The sequence below is a fragment of the Pontibacillus salipaludis genome (assembly GCF_014642405.1).
Lineage (GTDB): Bacteria > Bacillota > Bacilli > Bacillales > BH030062 > Pontibacillus > Pontibacillus salipaludis.
Map to the genome: position 1 here is coordinate 14,772 of NZ_BMIN01000011.1, position 22,750 is coordinate 37,521.

General features: G+C 39.8%; 19 protein-coding genes. 1 reads left to right on the forward strand and 18 read right to left on the reverse strand.

Going from position 1 to position 22,750, the window contains the following annotated elements; genetic code table 11:
* Nucleotides 1–17: 17 nt before the first annotated feature.
* The 11 genes from mutM to IEW76_RS12645 all read right to left on the reverse strand — a co-directional run bounded on the left by mutM (nt 18) and on the right by IEW76_RS12645 (nt 13,587).
* The gene (gene mutM, locus IEW76_RS12595) at nt 18–845 is read right to left on the reverse strand and encodes a DNA-formamidopyrimidine glycosylase (RefSeq protein WP_188654337.1); all 828 of its coding nucleotides are present in this window, start codon (nt 843–845) and stop codon (nt 18–20) included.
* A gap of 14 nt (nt 846–859) precedes the next feature.
* Entirely contained in the window at nt 860–3,496 is a 2,637-nt protein-coding gene (gene polA, locus IEW76_RS12600) for a DNA polymerase I (RefSeq protein ID WP_188654339.1), read from the reverse strand.
* Nucleotides 3,497–3,601: 105 nt separating this feature from the next.
* Nucleotides 3,602–4,534: a protease modulator HflC gene (gene hflC / locus IEW76_RS12605; RefSeq protein ID WP_188654341.1), complete on the reverse strand. Its 933-nt coding sequence runs from the start codon at nt 4,532–4,534 to the stop codon at nt 3,602–3,604.
* Nucleotides 4,527–5,480: an FtsH protease activity modulator HflK gene (hflK, locus tag IEW76_RS12610; protein ID WP_188654343.1), complete on the reverse strand. Its 954-nt coding sequence runs from the start codon at nt 5,478–5,480 to the stop codon at nt 4,527–4,529. The genes hflC and hflK overlap by 8 nt, the downstream gene beginning before the upstream one ends.
* A gap of 216 nt (nt 5,481–5,696) precedes the next feature.
* Nucleotides 5,697–7,448: a two-component system histidine kinase PnpS gene (gene pnpS, locus IEW76_RS12615; RefSeq protein ID WP_188654345.1), complete on the reverse strand. Its 1,752-nt coding sequence runs from the start codon at nt 7,446–7,448 to the stop codon at nt 5,697–5,699.
* Nucleotides 7,441–8,148 carry a response regulator transcription factor gene (locus IEW76_RS12620; protein ID WP_036784441.1) on the reverse strand — a complete coding sequence of 236 codons (708 nt, stop codon included), beginning with the start codon at nt 8,146–8,148 and terminating at the stop codon, nt 7,441–7,443. Before IEW76_RS12620 ends, pnpS begins: the two co-directional genes overlap by 8 nt.
* Nucleotides 8,149–8,711: 563 nt before the next feature.
* The gene (locus IEW76_RS12625) at nt 8,712–9,197 is read right to left on the reverse strand and encodes a MaoC/PaaZ C-terminal domain-containing protein (RefSeq protein ID WP_308422073.1); all 486 of its coding nucleotides are present in this window, start codon (nt 9,195–9,197) and stop codon (nt 8,712–8,714) included.
* A gap of 78 nt (nt 9,198–9,275) precedes the next feature.
* A complete protein-coding gene (gene mdh, locus IEW76_RS12630) occupies nt 9,276–10,214 on the reverse strand; it encodes a malate dehydrogenase (protein ID WP_188654349.1) in 939 nt (312 codons plus the stop codon).
* A 24-nt stretch (nt 10,215–10,238) separates the two neighbouring features.
* Nucleotides 10,239–11,510: an NADP-dependent isocitrate dehydrogenase gene (icd, locus tag IEW76_RS12635; protein WP_188654351.1), complete on the reverse strand. Its 1,272-nt coding sequence runs from the start codon at nt 11,508–11,510 to the stop codon at nt 10,239–10,241.
* Between the two features lie 143 nt (nt 11,511–11,653).
* A complete protein-coding gene (gene citZ / locus IEW76_RS12640) occupies nt 11,654–12,769 on the reverse strand; it encodes a citrate synthase (protein ID WP_188654353.1) in 1,116 nt (371 codons plus the stop codon).
* Between the two features lie 344 nt (nt 12,770–13,113).
* Nucleotides 13,114–13,587, reverse strand: a complete 474-nt coding sequence (locus IEW76_RS12645; protein WP_188654355.1) for a DUF441 domain-containing protein — start codon at nt 13,585–13,587, stop codon at nt 13,114–13,116.
* A 134-nt stretch (nt 13,588–13,721) separates the two neighbouring features.
* On the opposite strand from IEW76_RS12645, the gene ytvI reads away from it, so the two are divergent.
* Nucleotides 13,722–14,855, forward strand: a complete 1,134-nt coding sequence (gene ytvI, locus IEW76_RS12650; RefSeq protein WP_188654357.1) for a sporulation integral membrane protein YtvI — start codon at nt 13,722–13,724, stop codon at nt 14,853–14,855.
* Between the two features lie 80 nt (nt 14,856–14,935).
* Here the strand turns inward: ytvI and IEW76_RS12655 are convergent, their stop codons facing one another.
* From IEW76_RS12655 to ystJ, 7 genes are all read right to left on the reverse strand, one after another.
* Complete coding sequence (locus IEW76_RS12655; protein ID WP_188654359.1) at nt 14,936–15,328, reverse strand: FxsA family protein; 393 nt, start codon at nt 15,326–15,328, stop codon at nt 14,936–14,938.
* A 173-nt stretch (nt 15,329–15,501) separates the two neighbouring features.
* Nucleotides 15,502–17,268 (reverse strand): pyruvate kinase, encoded by a 1,767-nt coding sequence (gene pyk / locus IEW76_RS12660; RefSeq protein ID WP_188654361.1) that lies wholly within the window; start codon nt 17,266–17,268, stop codon nt 15,502–15,504.
* A 74-nt stretch (nt 17,269–17,342) separates the two neighbouring features.
* Nucleotides 17,343–18,302 carry a 6-phosphofructokinase gene (gene pfkA, locus IEW76_RS12665; protein WP_188654363.1) on the reverse strand — a complete coding sequence of 320 codons (960 nt, stop codon included), beginning with the start codon at nt 18,300–18,302 and terminating at the stop codon, nt 17,343–17,345.
* 470 nt (nt 18,303–18,772) lie between these two features.
* Nucleotides 18,773–19,729 (reverse strand): acetyl-CoA carboxylase carboxyl transferase subunit alpha, encoded by a 957-nt coding sequence (gene accA, locus IEW76_RS12670; RefSeq protein WP_188654365.1) that lies wholly within the window; start codon nt 19,727–19,729, stop codon nt 18,773–18,775.
* On the reverse strand, nt 19,726–20,586 hold the full coding sequence (accD, locus tag IEW76_RS12675) for an acetyl-CoA carboxylase, carboxyltransferase subunit beta (protein WP_188654368.1): 861 nt from the start codon (nt 20,584–20,586) through the stop codon (nt 19,726–19,728). Before accD ends, accA begins: the two co-directional genes overlap by 4 nt.
* 88 nt (nt 20,587–20,674) lie before the next feature.
* The gene (locus IEW76_RS12680; RefSeq protein ID WP_188654370.1) at nt 20,675–21,304 is read right to left on the reverse strand and encodes a FadR/GntR family transcriptional regulator; all 630 of its coding nucleotides are present in this window, start codon (nt 21,302–21,304) and stop codon (nt 20,675–20,677) included.
* A 55-nt stretch (nt 21,305–21,359) separates the two neighbouring features.
* Nucleotides 21,360–22,604 carry an NADP-dependent malic enzyme gene (gene ystJ, locus IEW76_RS12685; RefSeq protein WP_188654373.1) on the reverse strand — a complete coding sequence of 415 codons (1,245 nt, stop codon included), beginning with the start codon at nt 22,602–22,604 and terminating at the stop codon, nt 21,360–21,362.
* Nucleotides 22,605–22,750: the final 146 nt, after the last annotated feature.

Sequence of the window (22,750 nt, forward strand, 5' to 3'; positions counted from 1 at the left end):
ACTGTCAGACAAAGCGTTTACTCAGGCTGACATTGGCTGCAGAAATGAGTTCCTCTCCCACCGACTTTTGTTTTTGAAATAACTGTCCCACACCGTTCACATGCTTCGTCTTGTCGCCCATAAACTTTCAGACGCTGTTGAAACATTCCAATTTGCCCTTGGGTATTCACATAAGAGCGAATTGTGGTACCTCCCTGTTCCACTGCTTCTTGAAGCGTGGAAACAATTTCACCATGTAGACGAACGGCATCTGACTTTGTGATATCCTTCCCCTTTCTTTCAGGGTGGATGGAAGAACGATGCAAAGCTTCATCTACATATATATTCCCAAGACCTGTTACAATCATTTGATCTAATAGGGCGGTTTTTACATGCCGGGACGTTTTCTTTAGCTTATTGTATAAGTGATCTGGAGTGAATAATGGATCAAAGGGTTCAGGTCCAAGCTGGTCTAAAGGAGCTCCTTTGAATTCTTCTCCAATTGGATAGATGTGCATGGTCCCAAACTTCCTTACATCTTGATATCGAAGTTCAGTTCCATCTGTAAAACGAAAAATAACATGTGTATGTTTTGCAATCTCATCGCCACTTTGAAAAACCCCATACTTTCCTTCCATTCTTAAGTGAGAAATCATCACGTGTGTATCCAAATAAAACAACAAAAACTTCCCGCGACGTTTTAACTCATGGATGGTTTGTCCTTTTAAAAGCATTTTAAATTCTTCAGGGTCTTTCGGGCGCTGGATGATATTCCCCCAAAACACATCTGTCTCTTTTATGGTTTTCTCAGTTACAAGATGCTGTAATGTTTTCTTGATTGTTTCGACCTCTGGTAACTCAGGCAACACGTTTCACCCCTTTATTTAGCATCATACCAAGTTGATCCTTTGGCAGAATCAACCAGAAGTGGCACATCTAGATTGACGGTATTTTGCATCACCTCTGCAACAATTCTTTCAAGCTTTTCTAACTCTTCCCAAGGAGCCTCCAGTATCAATTCATCATGCACTTGCAAAAGAACCGTAGCTTCTAAATCTTCTTCGGCTAAGCGATGATGTAAATCAACCATTGCTTTCTTAATAATATCAGCTGCAGAACCTTGAATTGGCGTATTCATCGCCGTTCGTTCAGCGAAGCTTCTACTATTGAAATTACGACTAGTTATATCAGGTAAATAGCGTCTACGGTTCATGAGGGTTGAAACATACCCTTTTTGTTTTGCCTCCTGTACAACTTCATCCATATATTCCTTCACACCAGGATAACTATCTAAATAACGCTCAATGAATTGCTTTGCTTCTTTCCGACTAATCCCAAGACTTTGAGACAACCCATATTCACTAATCCCATATACAATACCGAAGTTAACCGCTTTGGCTTGTCTTCTCATTTGATCCGTTACTTCATCTTTTTCCACATGGAATACATCCATAGCCGTTTGAGTGTGAATGTCCTCATTCTCATTGAAAGCTTTGATTAGTTTTTCATCTGCAGCAATGTGAGCCAATACACGCAGTTCAATTTGAGAGTAGTCTGCCGCAAAAATATACCATCCTTCTTTCGATGGGATGAACGCTTGTCTGATCTTTCTGCCCTCTTCAAGACGGATCGGAATGTTTTGCAAGTTGGGTTCTGTTGAACTTAAGCGACCTGTTTGAGTTAGAGCTTGATTAAAGCGCGTATGAATCATGTCATCTTCATGAACGACCTTTAATAGTCCTTCAATGTAAGTAGAATTCAACTTACCTAATTGACGGTACAATAAGAGCTTAGGAATGATCTCATGTTGATCACTCAGTTGCTCTAGAACATCAGCTGAAGTTGAGTAACCTGTTTTCGTTTTTTTAATGACAGGAAGTTCTAATTTCTCAAACAGTATGGGCCCAAGTTGCTTAGGAGAATTCAAATTGAAGGATTCACCAGCCAGTTCGTGAATTTCAGATTCAAGCTGATTAAGTCGTTCCTCAAGCTCTGTACCCATTTCTTTCAGACGGTCCACGTCAACTTTAACTCCCGTATGTTCCATTTCGCCTAGTATTAGAGCAAGTGGCATCTCTAACTCATCATACAACTCCCATTGCTGATTTTCTTTTAATTGTTCTTCCATCTCTGGCTTCAACTCAAATAACATGTTCGCTTTGCGGGCTACATGACTTGCTAAATCATTCACTTCTTCTGGAACTTTCATCTTTGCACCTTTACCATACACTTCTTCATCAAACGCAATTCCTTTATACCCCATGCGATGACTTATAGACGGTATATCATGATGGTTTTCACTTGGGTTTGTTAAGTAAGATGCAAGCAACATATCAAAGTCAATCCCACTAACTTCTATGCCATGGCGTTTAAGAGCTACAAATGTTTTCTTCGCGTCAAAAACAGCTTTTTTATTTTGACGATCTTCAGCCCATGCTTTAAACACACTCGACCCTAATGCTACTTCTTTAGGTATAAAGTAAGTACCTTTTTCATGTACTAAGCCAATCCCTTCGATATCGGCTGTGTGATAATTATCTCCAAGCATTTCTACTACGAGAGCTGACGAGTTGTTCACATGCTCTTCCGTAACCTCATCAAGCACCTCGACCTTTAATTCTGGAAGGGCAACTTGTACTTGTTCAGCCTCCTCTTCTCCTCCGATGCGGCTAATAAGAGATTGGAATCCAAGGTCACGGAAAAACGCGCTAACCTTTGGATATTCGTACCCTTTATAAACCACGTCTTCAAGACCAATCTCTACAGGCGTTTCAACGTTAATGGTAACTAATTGCTGACTCATGAAGGCATTGTCTTTATTAGTTTCAAGCTTTTCCTTTAGCTTTTTCCCGCTCACGTCTTCGATACCTTCATAGACGTTTGACAATGTCTCAAACTGCTTTAGTAATTTTACAGCGGTCTTCTCACCGACGCCTGGAACCCCCGGGATATTATCTGAACTATCTCCCATCAACGCTTTTAGATCTATGATCTGATCAGCGCGAACCTCCATTTTCTCTTCTAAGAAAGAAGGAGTATAGGTTTCTACATTTGTAATGCCTTTCTTCGTTAACGCGACAGAGACTTGATCTGAAACTAACTGCAGTAAATCTCGGTCACCGCTAATGACTTTAACTTCAAAGTTCTCTTGCTCACCTTTTCTGGCAAAAGTTCCGATAATATCATCCGCTTCATATTGATTAAGCTCGTAATGTTTAATCTGGAAGTTATCTAACAACTCTCTTAAAAGGGAGAACTGCTCTGAAAGCTCAGGAGGAGTCTTTTGGCGACCTCCTTTGTATTCTTCATATGTCTTATGACGAAAGGTCGTTTTCCCTGCATCAAATGCCACAAGCATATGAGATGGGTTCTCTTCTTCTAAGATCTTCAATAACATCGTAGTAAATCCGTATACGGCGTTTGTATGTACACCTTTATCATTATTTAATAACGGCAGAGCAAAAAAAGCTCGGTACGCTATACTGTTTCCATCAATAAGAACCAGTTTATTTGTCATGTTTTCCACTCCTTCGTTCATTAGCATACCTTTTCCATGAGAAAAGGCGACTTGTTTCCTTTATTCTATCATGTTCCATAATAGAAGGAAAAAGTCGCCTTTTTATTAATCAAAATAGCCAGTTAAACTTCGTGCATACGGAGAATCTTGTGGAAGAATGATCGTTGTTTCTCCATCAATCGTTTTCTTATAGGATTCTAATGTACGATACAATTGATAAAAGGACTCATCCTTTGAAAATGATTCATTGTATACTTTAGCCGCTTCTTGTTCTCCTTCAGCTCGAATAGAGGCCGCTTCAGCTTCAGCTTTTGAAAGCATTTCTGTTACTTCTCTATCTGTTTGAGCTATAATACGATTTTTCGCAGCTTCCCCTTTAGATAAGTATTCCTGAGCTTTTGACTCTCGTTCTGAAATCATGTTACGAAAAACCGTTTTTTCGTTCTCATCCGGTAAATCCGTTCTCTTAATGCGCACATCATCCACCCGAATACCGAACTCATCACGTGCTAGCAGTTGATTCACTCTCTCAGTAATTCGTTTGTGCAAATCTCCTCTAGATGACTGCTCATCGTTTATTATTTCTTCATAGTTCATTTGACCAAGCTCTGTACGGATGACTGAAAAGATAAATTCCCCCATCCGAGCTTCAGCCCCTATCATCGTTCTTGCATTGTTGATCATCTTATCCGGATCAACAATATGCCAGATCGCGTAGTTGTCAATAATCATTCTCTTTTTATCAAGCGTGTTGATCTCCTTCTCATTAACATCATAAACCATCTTCTTTTTTGGAAGGGTACTCGCGTTTTGAATAAGCGGAACTTTAAATTTCAGACCTGGCTCTTTTTCAATTCTTACAATCTCACCGAATTGACGAACAACTTTATACTCCCCTTCTTTAACAATCATCACACTACTTATAAATACAACTAGCAACAAGACTAGTATCAGTAAGCTTAAGCCTATTTTAATCATACGCTTTATATAGTTAGAGTTTGTTTCGTTCCCTGTCTCTATTACGTTCTCATCACTCATCGTCGTTTGAACCTCCTTGTGTCGGAGCAGGCTGAGGTGCTTGTTGTTGTCCGATTGGTAAGTACTTAAGCGTATTTCCATCATCATTCATGATATAAATATTAGCCTTTGGCAGGACATCTTCTAACGTTTCAATAACTAATCGCTCTCTCGTAATATCAGGAGATTTACTATAAGCTTCATATAAAGCATTGAACTTTGCTACATCCCCTTTGGCTTGCTCAATCCGAGCAACTTTATCCCCTTCTGCACGCGTTATAATCGCATCTTTTTCACCCAGAGCTTCTTCGTATTTTTCATTTCTATATTTCTCTGCTTCATTACGCTTCGTATTACTAGTTTCGCGGGCATCAGTTACCTTTGTGAAAGCTGTCCGCACTTCTGCATCTGGAAGATCTACTTCCTGAAGCTTCACATCACTGACGGATATCCCGATATTATAATTTTCAACTAACCCTATTAGCATTTCACGCACTTCATTTTCTATTTCTGCTTTACCTGATGTTAGCGCTTCATCAATTTCTGAAGTTCCAATTACACTTCTTAAGGATGCAGAAGTAGCGTTATTTAACGCTAGTTCAGGATCTTGAGATTGGTACAAATATTTGGCTGGGTCTACAATCTTCCACTGAACTACTAGATCAGCTAGAACAATGTTTTCATCCCCTGTAATCATTTGCACTTGTTTTTTATTGCTTTTATCATCTTGTGAGTACCCAAAGTTCAAACTAAATGTTTCTTTTGAGAGCTTCTCTACTTCTTGTACTGGCCAAGGCATTTTAAAATGCAGCCCAGGCTCTGTTATGCTCTCGTCAGCGTTACCAAACGTAAGGATAACTGCTTGTTCTGATTCGTCGACTGTATACCAACTTGTAATCCCGACTACAACTAGAATGATTGCCGCTACCCCTATAGCAATCCAAGTATAAATTTGTTTTAGAGTCACCCGTATCTCTCCCCCTATTTCATTTTCTTTACAAATTATTTACGACTAAATAGCTAAAAAGTTTCAAATAAATGGATTCCAAAGGAGGGTGAGATAAAAAAAGGCATAAAAAAAGACGGAGGCGGGTTGACCTCCGTCAAGTAAGAAAACACCTTGGATGAAAGGGTTTCATAGAGAACTATATCAAGGAATTATTTGCATTTAATTAACTTAATGTTAACGTTTCGTAAATTTTTTAGGCAATGTAATATGAAAGGCTGTTCCTTTCTGATATTCACTTTCTACTTCAATGTTTCCATCATGTGCTTCTACGATGTGTTTGACAATAGCTAAACCAAGCCCTGTCCCACCTGAGTTGCGGCTTCGAGCTTTGTCAACACGATAGAAACGTTCAAATATTCGAGGGACATCTTCTTTTGGAATGCCAATTCCACTATCCGTAACAGAGATCATAAAGGAGTCCTGTTGGTTCTTTAAATCGAGCTTTATAGTGCCGCCATTTGGGGTGTAATTGATAGCGTTCGTTACTAAATTAATCACTACTTGCTTTAAACGGGCAGAATCTCCATCAATATAACCTTCAGTATCAATTGTTTGCTCTAGCTCAATACCCTTTTGATTTGCTTGTTGCTCAACAATCGGAATGATATCTTTTACTAAAGATGGAACCGAAATGTGTTCGATATTTAAAGTAAACTCTTCCTTCTCTAACTTCGATAGTTCTAAAAGATCGTGGATTAGAGATTGAAGTCTCTCACTTTCATTTAGAATGATTGTTATAAACTGTTCGCGTAGCCCCTCATCTGACATCGCCCCATCTAGAAGAGTTTCTGAGAACCCTCTAATTGATGTAATTGGTGTTTTCAATTCATGAGACACATTCGCCACAAAGTCTTTACGCATTTGCTCTAAATTCTTTAACTCTGTTATATCATGAAAAACAAGTACTACGCCTTTCCACTGATTAGCTTCATTGAAGATTGGTGCGCCCAATACCTCAAGGAATCTTCTCTCAATTTGAAGGGGTAAGATAAACGAATGCCTTACTTTGTCTTCTGTCATAAATACTTCTTTTACAGATTTATGAATCTCAACCTCAGCTACGGCTTCATAATACACACGACCTAAATATTGCTGTTCCTGACCTCCAAAATGTTCTAAAAAGGCACGGTTAACGAGATTAACGTATCCTTTCTCGTCAATTAACATCAGCCCATTTCCCATGTTGTTAATAACCGCTTCTAATCGATCTTTTTGCATCTCTTGATGCATGGTCATCTCTTGAAGGTTACGTGCTAACACATTAATAGAAGAGGTTAATATAGCCGCCTCTCCGTAATTCCCTTCATAGGTCCTAGCCCTGTAATTGCCTCTGGCTAATTCATCGGCTACATTTGAAGCTGAACGTATTGGTTTAATATATTTCTCAAAGATATTACGTCCAAGGGTTGCCATGATGAGAATTCCAACAAACAAGGTAATCCCTATAAGCACCCATATGTTGCTCGTTATGTGAGTTAACGAATCAATACGAAGCACAAGCACAAGTTGTCCACTCAAAGCGCTGTTATCCGCCTCAAAGGGATAAAAGAACATATGCTCCTCTAAAAAGCCTTTGTGAGTAGTACTGAAACCTTCTTGATGAGTGTTCATATAAGAATTTACAGTTTCCGCTTCCCCTGGGGTTAATTGAAGAACCTGTTGCGTGGTATTTAAGAGTGTTTGCTTTTCTGATAGATAGATTAATCCAATATCTAACTGCTTGCTAAGGTCTTCAAGAGTACTTAAATCGGAAGCATCTTCAACAAACTCTGTTAAGTATACGGCTTCATTCTCAACTCGTTCTTCTATTACATCAACGAAGAAATTTTTTGTTAATTGGGCCAAAACCAATCCAAGACCTAGCATTAGAAGAATTGCTAGTATGGAATAGGTTAAAAATGGCCTTGAACCATATTTGTTACGCATCTCTAGAAGGGTCCTCCATCTTGTAACCAAGACCTCTTATTGTTTTAATATATACCGGTTTCTTCGTATCAGGTTCAATTTTCTCCCTTAAGTGACTGATATGAACATCAACAATACGTGTATCTCCAACAAAATCATAATTCCAAACGGCACTAAGCAGTTGGTCACGAGAGAGGACACGACCTTTATTTTTGGTCAAATAAAGTAAAAGCTCAAATTCCTTTGGGGTCAGAACAAGAGATTCACCCTTAATTGTTGCCTCATATTGCTCTGGGAACACTCTTAAATCGGCAATTTGAATAAGATCTCCTTCAAGGTCAACAGACTCTCGAATAGTGGATCGTCTTAAAATTGCTTTAATTCGTGCTACAACTTCTCTAGGACTAAAAGGCTTCGTTAAATAGTCATCAGCCCCTAATTCGAGACCAAGAACTTTATCAAACTCATCATCTTTAGCGGTTAACATAAGTATCGGCGTCTGTACTTGTTTCTGTCTGAGTTGCTTACAAACTTCCATTCCATCCATTTCAGGAAGCATGACATCTAGAACAATAAGGTCAAAGAACTGTTCATTAGCTTTTTCAAGTGCATCTGCACCAGTATAAGCTACTTCTGTTTCAAATCCAGATTGTTCAATGTTGTATTTTAATAACGTTACAATGGATTCTTCATCATCCACAATTAATATATTTTGAGCCATCTCGTATCCACCTCTGCATCTTTTTCTATCTTCATCATACAATGAACGGCAGTTTTAATAAAAGAATATTTGTAAGGTTCACGGGTTTCTTTACAAGAACTTAACAATTACTTTACCCTACTTCCATTAAATTTACATCTCTTCTACCGAATAGTCATTGTTATCCATTTATACTTACGCTATTTTATTCCATATAATCCAGATTATATGGAATATTCGAAGTTGAGAGGATGTTTCCGTTTGCTTTAATTGAGTGTAAGGTGGGCCTGGAAACCACTCGCTTTCCTGTGGGGAGCTGGTGAGCCTCCTCACCTATGCTCTTCTGCCCACGGGAGTCTCGCAGTTTCCAGGCCCACCTTTTCTATATTGAGAGATACGGAAACAAGAGACATGTAGATTCAATTAGGCATGAGCAAACGCCCAAGCAACGTGGCCGTTCGTACATTACATAGCAAGGGGTGTCTGGGGAACGGGGGGACTCCTGCAGGAGAAAGAGGTCGACGAGACCACGGAGCGAACTAAAAAGCCCCTTCTTGTTAGGAAGGGGCTTGTTGAGAATGATATCAATAGAAATTTTCTAATGAGCGAGCTGTCATGGATTCTGGTTCGTATGCTGGTGTGACTTGAACCGTTCCAGTGATGACTTCTTCTCCCGCTTCATTCATTCCATTTACAGAAAGACTTATATGATGTTGAGCATTGTTCACTTCTAAAACCTTGATCGTAAGGGTGACTTCTGAGTAGTGGTGTAAAGGCGTTGGGTATTGGAGCACTTGCTCTGTAATATGACTTCCTGGTCCAGGTAAGTGAGAGGAAACAAGAGAAGACACCATACCGTATAGCATAACTGATGGAACTAGAGGGCGCTTATAAGGAGTCTGAGAAGCATAATCATGTTGAATATACAAAGGATTGGCGTCATTTGTTAAACCCAAGTAAAGTAGAATATCTTTATCTTCAATCGACATCGTTTTTGAATACTCTTCTCCTACCGTTACATCTCCTATTTTTTTACCTAGCTTTCTTCGTTTACCAAGCAATATTTCCACCTCCAAAATGTAAGCGTTTTCTTATATGTTTATAGAAAAGCTGCCCTTTAATGAGGGCAGCTTTTCGTAATGCTTCTTTTATTGTACTACTTCCATGACTTTTTTAACAGAGTCAGCAGATTGGTCTAACTGAGCTTTTTCATCATCTGTTAAGTCAAGTTCAATAATCTCTTCGATCCCATCCCCACCAAGGATTGTTGGCACACCAAGATAGATATCTTTGTAGCCGTATTCTCCTTCAAGATAGGCAATGGCAGGTAATACACGGCGCTGGTCTTTCAGAATGGCTTCTGCCATTTCTGTCAGGGAAGCTGCAGGTGCATAATAAGCACTTCCATTCCCTAATAGCCCAACGATTTCTCCGCCACCTTTGCGGGTACGTTCCACAATTTCTTCAAGACGGTCTGACGAAATTAACTTCTCTAAGGGAATACCACCTGCATAGGAATAGCGGATCAGTGGTACCATATCATCTCCGTGTCCGCCGAGCACAAAGCCTGTAATATCTTTTACTGATAAATTTAGCTCTTGTGCAATGAATGTACGGAAACGCGCTGTATCTAAAACACCACTCTGTCCAATGACACGGTGTTTAGGGAAACCGGACTCTTTAAAGACAGAATACGTCATGGCATCGACTGGGTTTGTTAACACGAGAATCGTCGTTTCAGGAGAATGGTGTACAATTTCTTTCGTTACACTCTTCATGATTTTTGAGTTAGTAGCTACTAAATCATCACGGCTCATCCCTGGTTTACGAGCAATTCCAGCAGTGATAATAACAAGATCTGAACCAGCAGTATCTTCATAGTTAGAAGTCCCTTTAATATCAGCATCAAAGCCTTGTACAGGGCTAGCCTCTAGCATATCCAACGCTTTTCCTTGAGTTGGTTTTTCCATATCAGGCACATCTACAAGCACTACATCTGCCAGCTCTTTCTGCGCGATCATAAGGGCTGTTGTTGCTCCAGTGAAGCCAGCACCAATAACGGATACTTTCCTTCTTTGAATGGCCATATTAATCCCCTTCCAATACTTAGATTAGTCCATGTTTTTGATAAGTGCATCACCGAATTCAGAACACTTCACTTCAGTAGCACCATCCATCATACGAGCAAAGTCGTATGTCACTGTTTTATTACCAATTGTTTTATCCATGGATTTGGTAATTAAATCTGCCGCTTCTCTCCACTCAAGGTGTTCAAGCATAAGTACACCAGAAAGGATAACAGAAGATGGATTAACTTTATCCATGCCTGCATACTTTGGAGCCGTTCCGTGTGTAGCTTCAAAGATTGCATGTCCTGTTTCAAAGTTAATGTTCGCACCTGGAGCAATTCCAATTCCACCTACTTGTGCAGCAAGCGCATCAGAAACGTAATCACCATTAAGATTCATTGTTGCTACAACATCAAACTCTTTTGGACGAGTTAAAATTTGCTGTAAGAAGATATCAGCAATCGCATCTTTTACAATGATTTTGCCTTCAGCCTCAGCCGCATCTTGTACCTTGTTAGCAGCTTCTTTGCCTTCTTTCTCAACAATCTCATCATATTGTCTCCAAGTGAAGACTTTATCGCCAAATTCTTGTTCAGCGACTTCATAGCCCCATGCTTTAAATGCGCCTTCTGTAAACTTCATTATGTTCCCTTTGTGAACAAGCGTTACATTACGACGACCTTCGCGAAGAGCATACTCAATCGCAGAACGTACTAGACGCTTAGTTCCTTCTTCAGAAACTGGTTTAACGCCAATTCCAGACGTTTCAGGGAAACGAATATTATGTACGCCCATTTCATTCTGTAGAAAATCAATTACTTTTTTCGCTTCAGGCGTTCCTTTTTGCCACTCAATACCTGCATAAATATCCTCCGTATTTTCACGGAAAATAGCCATATCCGTATCTTGTGGACGCTTAACAGGGGATGGTACACCTTCAAACCAACGTACAGGGCGAAGACAAGTAAACAAGTCTAACTCCTGACGAAGAGCAACGTTTAAGGAACGAATTCCTCCACCAATTGGTGTTGTAAGAGGACCTTTAATCGCAATTTTGTAATCACGGATCGTATCAAGCGTTTCTTTAGGAAGCCATTCGCCAGTCTTGTCATAAGCTTTTTGACCTGCGTAAACTTCTTTCCATTCGATTGATTTGCTGTCGCCATATGCTTTTTGAACAGCTGCTTCAATTACCTTACTCGCAGCAGCCCAAATGTCTGGACCGATTCCATCACCTTCAATGTATGGAATGATTGCATGGTTTGGTACGTTCATTTCGCCATTTTCTACTGTAATTTTTTCAGCTTGTGTCACTGATAACCCCTCCTAAATCTTTGCAAATATTCTCACTATAATCATATCACAGGAATTCTATAATCAAAGAATAAAAAATTCAAAAGGGTAGACTTAAATGAGTACAACCTCTCTAAGCCCGCCCTTAATGCTAATTTCATAGATTAGCGATTTTCAATTGCTGTATACGTTTGCCCAGTTGGACCTGTGTAATCAGCACGTGGACGAATCAGGCGATTGTCTTCATACTGCTCTAAAATGTGTGCCAACCAACCTGACGTACGACTCACAGCAAATAGTGGCGTGAACAGGTCATGATCAATTCCAAGACTATGATAGACAGACGCTGAATAGAAATCTACGTTTGCCGGAAGCCCTTTGTTCTCTTTAATATAATCTTCGATTTTCACAGACATGTTATACCACTTAGAATTACCTGTAAGTTCAGTAAGTTCGCGGGACATTTCTTTTAGGTGTTTCGCACGTGGATCCCCATTCTCATACACGCGGTGCCCCATACCCATAATCTTTTCTTTATTTTCAAGTTTCTCTTTAATAGCATCGATTGCACGATCTTCGTCGCCAATCTCTGTTAACATTTTCATCACGCGTTCATTCGCTCCACCGTGTAGCGGGCCTTTTAAAGCACCAATCGCTGCTGTCATACCGCTATAAATATCTGAAAGTGTCGCTACACATACACGAGCTGTAAAGGTAGAAGCGTTTAACTCATGGTCAGCATGAAGTACAAGTGCTTTATTGATCGCTTCAATTTCCAAATCTTTTGGCTCTTCACCATTTAGCATGTACAAGAAGTTCGCCGCAAAGCTTAAGCCTTCTTTAGGCTGCACAGGCTCTTGTCCTCTTCTGATGCGAGCAAAAGCGGTGACGACTGCTGGCATTTTAGCCTGTATGCGGATCGCTTTACGCTTATTCGCGTTCTCTTCCATCACATCTGACTCTTCATCATTTAAACCTAAAATAGAAACAGCTGTGCGCAATGCTGCCATAGGATGAACCGATTTCAGGTCATATGATTTCAAATGGTCGATTACGGATTGAGGAATCGCCATCTCTCTATTTAACTCACCCTTAAACTGATCTAGCTCACTCTTAGTCGGTAACTGCTTATTCCAAAGAAGATAAATAACCTCTTCGAAACTAGAGTTTTGAGCTAAATCATCAATGTTATACCCCACATAGGTAAGCTGATCATCAATAATTGAACTAATAGAGGATTCCGTTGCAATAATCCCTTCTAAACCTTTAGTAGCTGCCATTGATACTCTCTCCTTTTTCCCTAATTTTTCCCCGTATACGTTCTCTATGTAAACCCGAGAAAACGCTTAACATATTTATTAAAAAATTTTCAGGATATCATCCCCATAAACAATTATAAACAAATATCAGATTTTTGTGAAATGAAACCGTTTAATTTTCTGAAAAAATCTACAACGGATATGGTAACAATTCCTCTATATCAGATGGTTAAAACATCTATTTTCCTTATATTTCTACTTTTTTAATCGTGTGAAACAAAAAATCCTAACAAAGCATTACAACGTCATTTAACTTAAAAAAGGAAGTTCTTGGTGTACAAGAACTTCCTGAATGATGCTATTTATTAGAATAATTTAACAATGCTATCAACCAATTTCATAGCCATATAGGCTATACCGGCACCGATGAGTGGTCCCACAGCCACACCATTGAAGAAAACGACAGCAAGAATCGTTCCGATAATTAACGCGGTAGTTAATTGCGGGTCACTAGCGAGTAAACTTAAACCATCACGGGCTACAAAAGCGACAAACATACCTGCCCCTAAACAGATCCACGCATAATAGGACTTTACACTCTCAGCAAGCTCTTTAAATCCGATTTCTCCTGTGGCAATAGGGATTAAAACAGAAATGGTAATAATCGTAACCCCGATGCTCATTCCTTTTGATTCAAAGAATGGGAATACTTTTTCATCTAATTTAAACAGCTTCAACCCAGCTAATACATATACCGCAATCATTATAGATTGATTTTTTCCAATGAGTCCTAATAAGAATAATATAAGTAAGAAAATAGTAGACTGTGATATAACCATTTGTTCCCCTCCAAAATTACTTTTCAGCAAAAACCAAATGTAATCTTACCACACCCCTATTGAATTGAACAAAGAGTCCCGTTTGTAAATAAACAGTCAGATGTAATTTACTTTAAAGGAGGCAAGTGAAAGAAATGGACAAGGACCATGCTTGGCTTTTACTATCACGTATTATAAGAAGTATGCTAGTTGGGATTATAGTGGCCGCAAGTGTTTTTACAACAATATTATTATGGACGTATCTCTACCCTTTTATTATTGCTTTGACCATTGCCTATTTGATTAATCCTTTAGTTAATATTTTAGAGAACAAAACCCATGCTCCTAGAAGCTTAGCAGTCTTTATTGCTATCATGCTTTTGTTAGGAGCGATCATTGGTGTCATAACACTTCTTGTCGTTGAACTTATTGATGGTTTTACTTATTTAGGAATGCAACTTCCAGAACATTTCAGAACTTTAATTTCATATCTTGAAAATCTTCTGACTTACAAGATTGTTCCGTTATACGAAAGAATAACTTCTATCATGAATACATTAGACGCATCCCAACAACAAGAGATCATCCTACAAATCCAAAACGTCGGAGCCAACATCGCTCAAAGTGGGGCAGAATTGCTTGGTGATGTATTAAATGCAATTCCATCTTACCTAAAAAAACTACCTAACTTTGCTACTGTATTAATTTTTTCTTTGCTCGGAACTTTCTTTATCAGCAAGGACTGGTATAAGCTTTCCATACGAATTAAAAAACTCACACCTTCTAAAGTAGCAGAATCAAGCGCTAGTGTCTTTAGCGGCCTCCAAAAAGCTCTATTGGGCTTTATTAAAGCTCAATTCACACTCATATCTATTACAGCCTTCATCGTGCTCATCGGCCTTCTTATTCTACGCGTAGAATATGCGGTAACAATAGCCATATTAACGGGCGCGGTTGATCTGTTACCTTATTTGGGTACAGGTTTTGTATTTGTTCCATGGATCGTATATATGTTCTTCACTGGTAATTACTTCTTAACCATCGGTTTATCTATCTTATACACCATTGTCATTGTACAGCGACAAATGATGGAGCCAAAAGTTTTATCTACAAATATCGGCTTAGATCCCCTAGCAACATTGATGGCTTTATTTGTAGGTTTTCAACTTTTTGGATTCTTAGGATTGATTATAGGTCCTGTCTCACTTGTCATGTTAAACACCTTGCATCAAAGCGGGGTTTTTAAGGAAATATGGGCTTATATAATCGGGAAAACGACCTCTTCCTAGTTTGAAGTATATAGAATGACAAAAAGTCCAGAGTCAGCCCCTGGACTTTTTAACATATCTATTAAATTCTCATTCATTCTTTATCTTCTGAAGATTGTAATCGTCCCATTCTCCATCATGCGCTTCACAGCTTTTTGCAATGAGCGTTTCAATGGTGTACGAGTGATTGGGAGAAGGAGAGTAAAGCCTACTGCATCCGTTATAAAACCTGGAGTAAATAACACAACAGCACCAATTAATATACAGATTCCATCAAAGATCTCTTCCTGTGGAACTATACCTCTTTGAACGTTATCTCTTGCTCGATTGAGCGTTTCCATCCCTTGCTTTTTGGCTAGGAACGCACCAAGTATGCCTGTAGCAATAATAAGAAGGATGACCCACCAAGGCCCAACAAGATTGCCAGCCCAGACCAGGACACCAATCTCAAGTGCAGGTACAACTAATATAAATAGTAAAAGCCATCGAAACACAAAAATCTCCCTTTCACCTAGAACTTAAACTTTATCTTTATTATACATGAAAACCTATTGTATTCCTAACATCCTCATTCTTCATATCGATCTTAGAAGCCGATATCCAATAATAATAGTTGGTACAATCACAAAAAAGAGACCCAGGAAACCCGGGTCTCTATAGTTCAATCTTATAGTACGCTAGCATGACCTTGATAGATGTCGCCGCGCGCAGAATCAATTGTAATTTCATCTCCATCGCTTACAATCGTAGTCGCATCTGAAACTCCAACGATAACTGGAATTCCTAGGCTTAAGCCTACTACAGCTGCGTGAGAAGTAAGTCCGCCTTCTTGAGTAACAAGACCGCTTGCTTTTTCAATTGCAGGCATCATTTCTTTGTCTGTACCGATTGTAACAAGAATGTCTCCTTCTTCCACTTTGCTGTTTGCTTCTTCTGCTGTTTTCGCAACAACTACTTTACCGAAAGCAGATTTCTTTCCAATTCCTTGACCTTTTGTTACAACATCACCTACTACGTGAACTTTCATAAGGTTTGTTGTACCACTTTCGCCAACTGGTACACCTGCTGTAATAATTACGCGGTCACCACGGTTGAACGCCCCAGTCTTAAGACCGTTATCGATTGCTTTAGTAAGCATGTCGTCTGTAGACTCAGAACGGTCGCCTAATACAGCATGAACTCCCCACACAAGAGAAAGCATGCGCTGTACGCGCTCATCAGAAGTAACAGCTACAAGCGGAGCTTTTGGACGATATTTAGAGATCATTTTAGCCGTGTAGCCACTTTCTGTTGGAGTTAGAATGGCCGCCACATTTAAGTTCATTGCTGTATGAGTAACAGATTGACTAATAGCGTCAGTAATAGTCATATCGCTTGTACGAGACAGATTACTTAAGATCATTTGATGATCAATTGCAGATTCAGCACGTAACGCAATATTATTCATTGTCGTTACAGCTTCTACTGGGTAGCTACCTGCAGCTGTTTCGCCACTAAGCATGATTGCATCTGTGCCATCAAAAATCGCGTTAGCTACGTCACTTGCTTCTGCGCGTGTAGGACGTGGATTACGTTGCATAGAATCAAGCATTTGTGTAGCAGTGATTACTGGCTTACCAGCTGTATTACATTGACGGATTAGTTCTTTCTGAACAAGAGGTACCTCTTCTGCAGGAATTTCTACACCTAGGTCACCACGTGCAACCATCAGGCCGTCACTGACTTCTAGAATTTCTTTGATATTGTCTACGCCTTCTTGGTTTTCAATCTTTGGTATGATTTGAATGTGATTAGCGTCATGTTTTTCTAGTAGTTCACGGATTTCAAGAACATCTGATGCACGACGAACGAAAGATGCCGCGATAAAGTCTACGCCCTGTTCGATACCAAAGATAATGTCAGCTGCGTCTTTATCTGTAATACCAGGCAAGCTTACACTAACGTTTGGAACGTTTACGCCTTTTTTGTTCTTAAGTGGGCCAGAGTTTAGGATACGAGTACGAATCTCATTTTGCTCTTTTAATACTTCAAGTACTTCTAATTCAACTAATCCATCATCTAGAAGAATTTTTCCTCCAACGTGAACATCGTCGATTAGTCCAGGGTACGTTACAGCAAAACGATTTTCGTCACCTTCAAGCTCTTCATCCATTGATACATTGATTTCAGAACCTTTCTCAAGGTGGATCTCGCCCTCTTTAAGTTTGCCAGTACGGATTTCCGGTCCTTTTGTATCTAAAAGAATGGCTACCGTATTTCCTGTTTGCTTTGCAGCTTCACGGATGCTTTTTATACGAGCTCCGTGCTCATCGAAATCTCCGTGAGAGAAGTTAAGACGTGCCACGTTCATTCCTGAATTCATAAGCTCTGTTAATTGTTCAACGCTCTCAGACGCTGGTCCAATTGTACATACAATTTTTGTTTTCTTTTTCATTGCAATGGTCCTCCTCAAAAGTCTTCATTTTATCGTTCAAACTGAGATCGTTCCCACAGCCCTCGAGGATATTTCTATATTGATAATTCCTGAGATAGCTTATACATGTCTAAATCAAGTTCATGTTTCGTGTTTAGAGCTTCGATGATGTCATGATCAACTAGCTTATTGTTCTGAATCCCAACCATTCGTCCAGCTTTTCCTTCAATAAGAAGATCAACAGCTTTAGCTCCTAAACGACTTGCTAACACACGATCATACGCTGTTGGTGATCCACCGCGTTGAGTGTGTCCAAGAACCGTAACTCGTGTTTCAAGATCAGTTGCATCTTTGATGCGTTGACCATAATCAAAGCCTGATCCAACACCTTCAGCTACTAAGATAATACTGTGTTTCTTGCCACGTTCATGGCCACGTTTTAAACGTTCGACAATATCTTCAAAGTTATCATCCACTTCAGGGATAATAATACTTTCAGCTCCATCTGCTAATCCAGCCCAAAGAGCAATGTCACCAGCGTCTCTTCCCATTACTTCAATAACATAAGTACGCTCATGTGATGTAGCAGTGTCACGAATTTTATCAATGGCCTCAATTACAGTATTTAGAGCTGTATCAAAACCAATTGTAAAATCAGTAGCAGGAATATCGTTGTCAATTGTACCAGGCACACCAATACATGGGTAACCTGCTTCTGTAAGTTTCTTAGCACCCATAAATGAGCCGTCACCGCCAATGACAACTAACCCTTCAATACCGTGTTTCTTTAACTGGTCAATACCTTTTTGACGGCCTTCTGGTGTTTTGAAGTCATCACAACGAGCGGTATAAAGCATCGTACCACCCCGTTGAATAATATCACCAACTGAACCTAATTCCATTTTTTCGATATTACCGTCAATTAGCCCTTGATATCCATAGTAAATTCCATAAACTTCGATACCATGGTAGATACTTTTACGAACAACTGAACGTATCGCAGCGTTCATTCCGGGAGCATCTCCCCCACTAGTTAACACACCTATTTTTTTCATTGTAATCACCTCGTATAACGATCAATGTTTTAATAGCACTGAATGTAGTAAGTATGATTCATATATTGTCGAAACGTGTGTAGCTTTCTCCCTATTCAAAGATACTGCTAAACCGCTCGTTTGACAACCATAAACCTACCTTGAATAAAAGTTTCAACATCAGGAATCTTCTGAAAATAGTATTCCCATATGTATCATATATCTAAAACCCTTTTTACGTAAAGAAGGGCATAAAAACTAAATTTAGTTCAAAATATTGAGGAATATTCCACCTCACCACTTATACAATAAGCGAATAGCCATGTGTATAAGTCAGTAGACAAGAACTTACTTTACCATGCTTCATGAAATTTGTCGATCATGGCCAAAAGAGAAGCTTTTGGAATATGAAAAGGGGTGCCTTTCCAGTTAAGACTGTAACGTTACCTAAGAAGTTACGCCTCATCAGACACCCCCATCCTACAGAAAGACTACAACGTTGAGTAGTCTCCAATCTGCTTATATTTTTCCCATCTCTTCTCAAGTAATTCCTCTTTCGGTAAATCATAAAGCTCTTGTAAAGACTGATTCAGAACATGATCAATCTCTGTTGCTTGAAGAGCTACATCACGATGGGCTCCACCTTTAAGTTCAGGGATAATATCGTCAATCACTTGGAGCTTCTTTAGATCATAAGACGTAATCATCATCGTTTCTGCAGCTTTTTGAGCTAAGCCCGAGTCTTTCCAAAGAAGAGCAGCGGCGCCTTCTGGAGAGATCACTGAGTAAGTTGAGTTTTCAAGCATATGAATCCGATCGCCAACTCCTAGCGCAAGGGCTCCGCCACTTCCGCCCTCGCCAATAACGATACAAATAATCGGTACTCTTAAGCCGGCCATTTCCATCAAATTTCGCGCGATGGCTTCGCTTTGCCCTCTCTCTTCAGCTGCTTTACCAGGGTAAGCGCCCTTCGTGTCAATAAAACAAATGATTGGACGATTAAACTTCTCTGCTTGCTTCATATGACGCAAAGCTTTCCGGTACCCTTCTGGATGCGGCATACCGAAATTACGTCTGATGTTTTCTTTTGTATCTTTTCCGCGTTGGTGTCCAATTACTGTGACAGGTTTGCCCTTATACTTTGCCACACCAGATACAATTGCTTCATCATCACCATATAAACGATCGCCATGAAATTCCAAGAAATGAGTAAACAATTCTTTCACATAGTCTAATGTCGTCGGACGCTCTGCGTGCCGAGCCATTTGTACGCGATCCCAGGGCTTCATGTTTCCATAAACGTCTTCTTCTAGCTTCACTAAACGTTGTTCTAAGGTTTCAATTTCAGAAGTTAAATCCATGTCGCTTTCTGCTGTGAATTTTTTTAATTCTGCAATCTTTTCCCTCAGTTCCATAACTGGTTTCTCAAACTCTAAAACCTGTTTCACGATGGCTGGGCACCTCCTTCATGAATGTCCAATAGAGTAGTTAGAACTTCTTTCATATCTTGACGCTCAATCACCTGGTCCAGATGACCATGCTTTAAAAGAAATTCTGCTGTTTGAAAGTCTTCAGGAAGTTCCTCCCGAATCGTTTGTTCAATAATTCTACGGCCCGCAAACCCAATTAAAGCGCCAGGTTCTGCAAAGTTATAATCTCCAATTGAAGCAAAGCTTGCTGAAACACCACCTGTTGTAGGATGGGTCATTACAGAGATCATTAGACCTCCCGCTTCACTGAATCGTTTAATAGCTATAGAGGTTTTCGTCATTTGCATCAGGCTTAAAACACCTTCTTGCATCCGAGCACCACCACTGGCTGTAAATATAATAAATGGAATCTTTTGCTCTTTCGCTTTTTCAATCGCTCGAGCGATTTTTTCCCCCACAACAGACCCCATACTTCCCATACGAAAGCGAGAGTCCATGACAGCAAAAGCCGTTTCAAATCCCTGCATTTTACCTTTACCCGTCACTACAGCTTCGTTCAGACCTGTTTTCTCACGGTCTTTCTCTACCTTCTCTAGGTAATCCGGGAAGCCTAGTGGGTTTTCGGTTATGATATTTTGATCCCATTCTTCGAAAGTATGTTCATCAAACAAACTATCAATTCGTTCTCTCGCTGTCATTTGATGATGGAAAGAACAATTTGGGCAGACATTCAAATTCTTTTTTAATTCTTTACGGTAAAAGATTTTATGACAATTAGGACATTTTTGCATCAATCCTTCGGGGATCTCTTGCTTTGCTTCTTCCCGAGGTATGGATGCGTACTTTTTCTTCTTGCTAAAAAAATCTTTAAGCAAGGTGATTCCTCCTTTAGGACATATAAAGCCTGTCTACCTTTTCACTTTAACGAAAATTTTTAAAAAGTGTTGTAGAATTTTGTCTTGATCATTTCGACATTTTCTCCTGATAGAGTTGTGCACAGAGTATTTCTATCCGTTTGTCGTCCTTGGCTTGAAGGGCATCAATAAGTGCTTTATATAAATCTATATCGTAAACGGGTTTGTGGAATGTACGCGAAAACTCTTCCATTAAGCGCCATATTTTAAGTAATAGTTGGTTTTCCCCAACGTCAAATATCGTATAAAAAAAGTCATAATGAAACGTTTCAGAGCCAGATTCAAATAGCCGTACATGCTCTTCTAATGTTTGAAAATCCTGGTCACTTAAATGGTGCATAGCAATTTTAGAAGCTTCTTTCTCAATTAATTGTTTCGTCGACTTTAAATTCTCTTTCGTTTTCGCTTCTTGAAGTATAAAAGCAGACAAGATCTCAACCATATGATAAGGGCGATAAGAACTTAAGAATGTCCCCTCTCCCCTTCTCGTTTCAATTAAACCTAAAAGCTCCATCGCACGGAGAGCCTCTCGAACAGAAGAGCGTCCAGCGCCCAACTGTTCTGAGAGTTCTCGTTCTGATGGAAGCTTATCTCCTGGTGAGAGTTTATTTAGATCGATTAAGCGTCTGATTTCCTTCAATACCTCTTCGTACACTTTAGATTTAGATGGTATTGTCACGGATCAGGCTCACTCCTTTGATCATAATCCTATAAGAGATTGCGTACTTCGAAACCTATTCATTATCTTCATCAATTAAAGCAAGCTGACGCGTTTTCTCTGCGACTTCTTCAGGGTCAACCTGATGACGAGCTACACCCGACTCCATAGCAGCTTTAGCTACAGCCGCTGCTACAGCAGGGGCTACTCTTGTATCGAATGGAGCAGGAATAACGTAGTCTGCGTGTAGTTCTTCTTCACTTACTAAAGAAGCAATTGCTTCCGCTGCAGCAATCTTCATTTTCTCATTAATTCTAGTAGCTCGTACATCAAGAGCTCCACGGAAGATACCAGGGAATGCTAAAACATTGTTTACCTGATTCGGGAAATCAGAGCGGCCTGTCCCAATAACGCTTGCCCCAGCATTCTTTGCATCTTCTGGCATAATTTCAGGTTCTGGATTTGCCATGGCGAATATAATTGGGTCATCATTCATATTCTCAACCATTTCCTTAGAAAGTAACCCTCCTACAGATACCCCTACGAAAACATCTGCTCCTTGCATAACATCAGAAAGCTCGCCTTCTATGCGATCTTTATTTGTCATCTTAGCAATCTCATCTTTAACATCGTTCATCCCATAACTGCGTCCTTCAAAAATGGCCCCTTTTGAATCACACATGATAATATCACGAACACCGAAATGGTAAAGGAGCTTAATAATCGCAATACCAGCAGCACCAGCACCGTTTGCCACTACTTTAATATCAGACCATTTCTTGCCTGATAGCTTCAATGCGTTCATTAATCCAGCAACAGTCACAATCGCTGTACCATGTTGATCATCGTGAAAAATAGGAATATTCGTTTCCTTCTTTAAACGTTCTTCTATAATGAAACAGTTCGGAGCAGCAATATCTTCAAGATTCACTCCGCCAAAGGTTGGTTCCATTAATTTAACAGTCTGTACAATTTGATCCACATCATTCGTTCCCAGGCAAATTGGGAACGCATCAACACCTGCGAAACTCTTAAATAACGCCGCTTTTCCTTCCATAACTGGCAAAGAAGCTTCTGCTCCAATATTGCCCAAACCAAGCACAGCAGAACCGTCACTAACAACAGCTACCATATTCCCTTTCATCGTATAATCATAGACCGCTTCCTTCTGGTCATAGATCTCCTTACAAGGCTCAGCCACCCCTGGAGAGTAAGCTAAACTTAAATCATTTTTATTTTTAACAGGAACCTTAGAATGCGTCGCAAGCTTCCCTTTATGAACTCGGTGCATATGAAGTGCCTCTTCACGTAAATTCGTCACCAAAACCCGCTCCTTCTTTGTAAAAAAACGTATTGTAAAAACCTTCACAAAGTGGTCTGACCACTAACCTACTTCATTATAACAAATGGCTATGTTGTGTAAAGAGGAAAAGCGCAGGCGGGTCGACCAAGGGCGTACGGATAAGC

Bases quoted from the DNA above. Each gene is read 5' to 3' on its own strand.
- polA (WP_188654339.1), bottom strand. From the start codon at position 3,496: ATGACAAATAAACTGGTTCTTATTGATGGAAACAGTATAGCGTACCGA.
- hflC (WP_188654341.1), bottom strand. From the start codon at position 4,534: ATGAGTGATGAGAACGTAATAGAGACAGGGAACGAAACAAACTCTAAC.
- pnpS (WP_188654345.1), bottom strand. From the start codon at position 7,448: ATGCGTAACAAATATGGTTCAAGGCCATTTTTAACCTATTCCATACTA.
- IEW76_RS12620 (WP_036784441.1), bottom strand. From the start codon at position 8,148: ATGGCTCAAAATATATTAATTGTGGATGATGAAGAATCCATTGTAACG.
- mdh (WP_188654349.1), bottom strand. From the start codon at position 10,214: ATGGCCATTCAAAGAAGGAAAGTATCCGTTATTGGTGCTGGCTTCACT.
- citZ (WP_188654353.1), bottom strand. From the start codon at position 12,769: ATGGCAGCTACTAAAGGTTTAGAAGGGATTATTGCAACGGAATCCTCT.
- IEW76_RS12645 (WP_188654355.1), bottom strand. From the start codon at position 13,587: ATGGTTATATCACAGTCTACTATTTTCTTACTTATATTATTCTTATTA.
- ytvI (WP_188654357.1), top strand. From the start codon at position 13,722: ATGGACAAGGACCATGCTTGGCTTTTACTATCACGTATTATAAGAAGT.
- pyk (WP_188654361.1), bottom strand. From the start codon at position 17,268: ATGAAAAAGAAAACAAAAATTGTATGTACAATTGGACCAGCGTCTGAG.
- pfkA (WP_188654363.1), bottom strand. From the start codon at position 18,302: ATGAAAAAAATAGGTGTGTTAACTAGTGGGGGAGATGCTCCCGGAATG.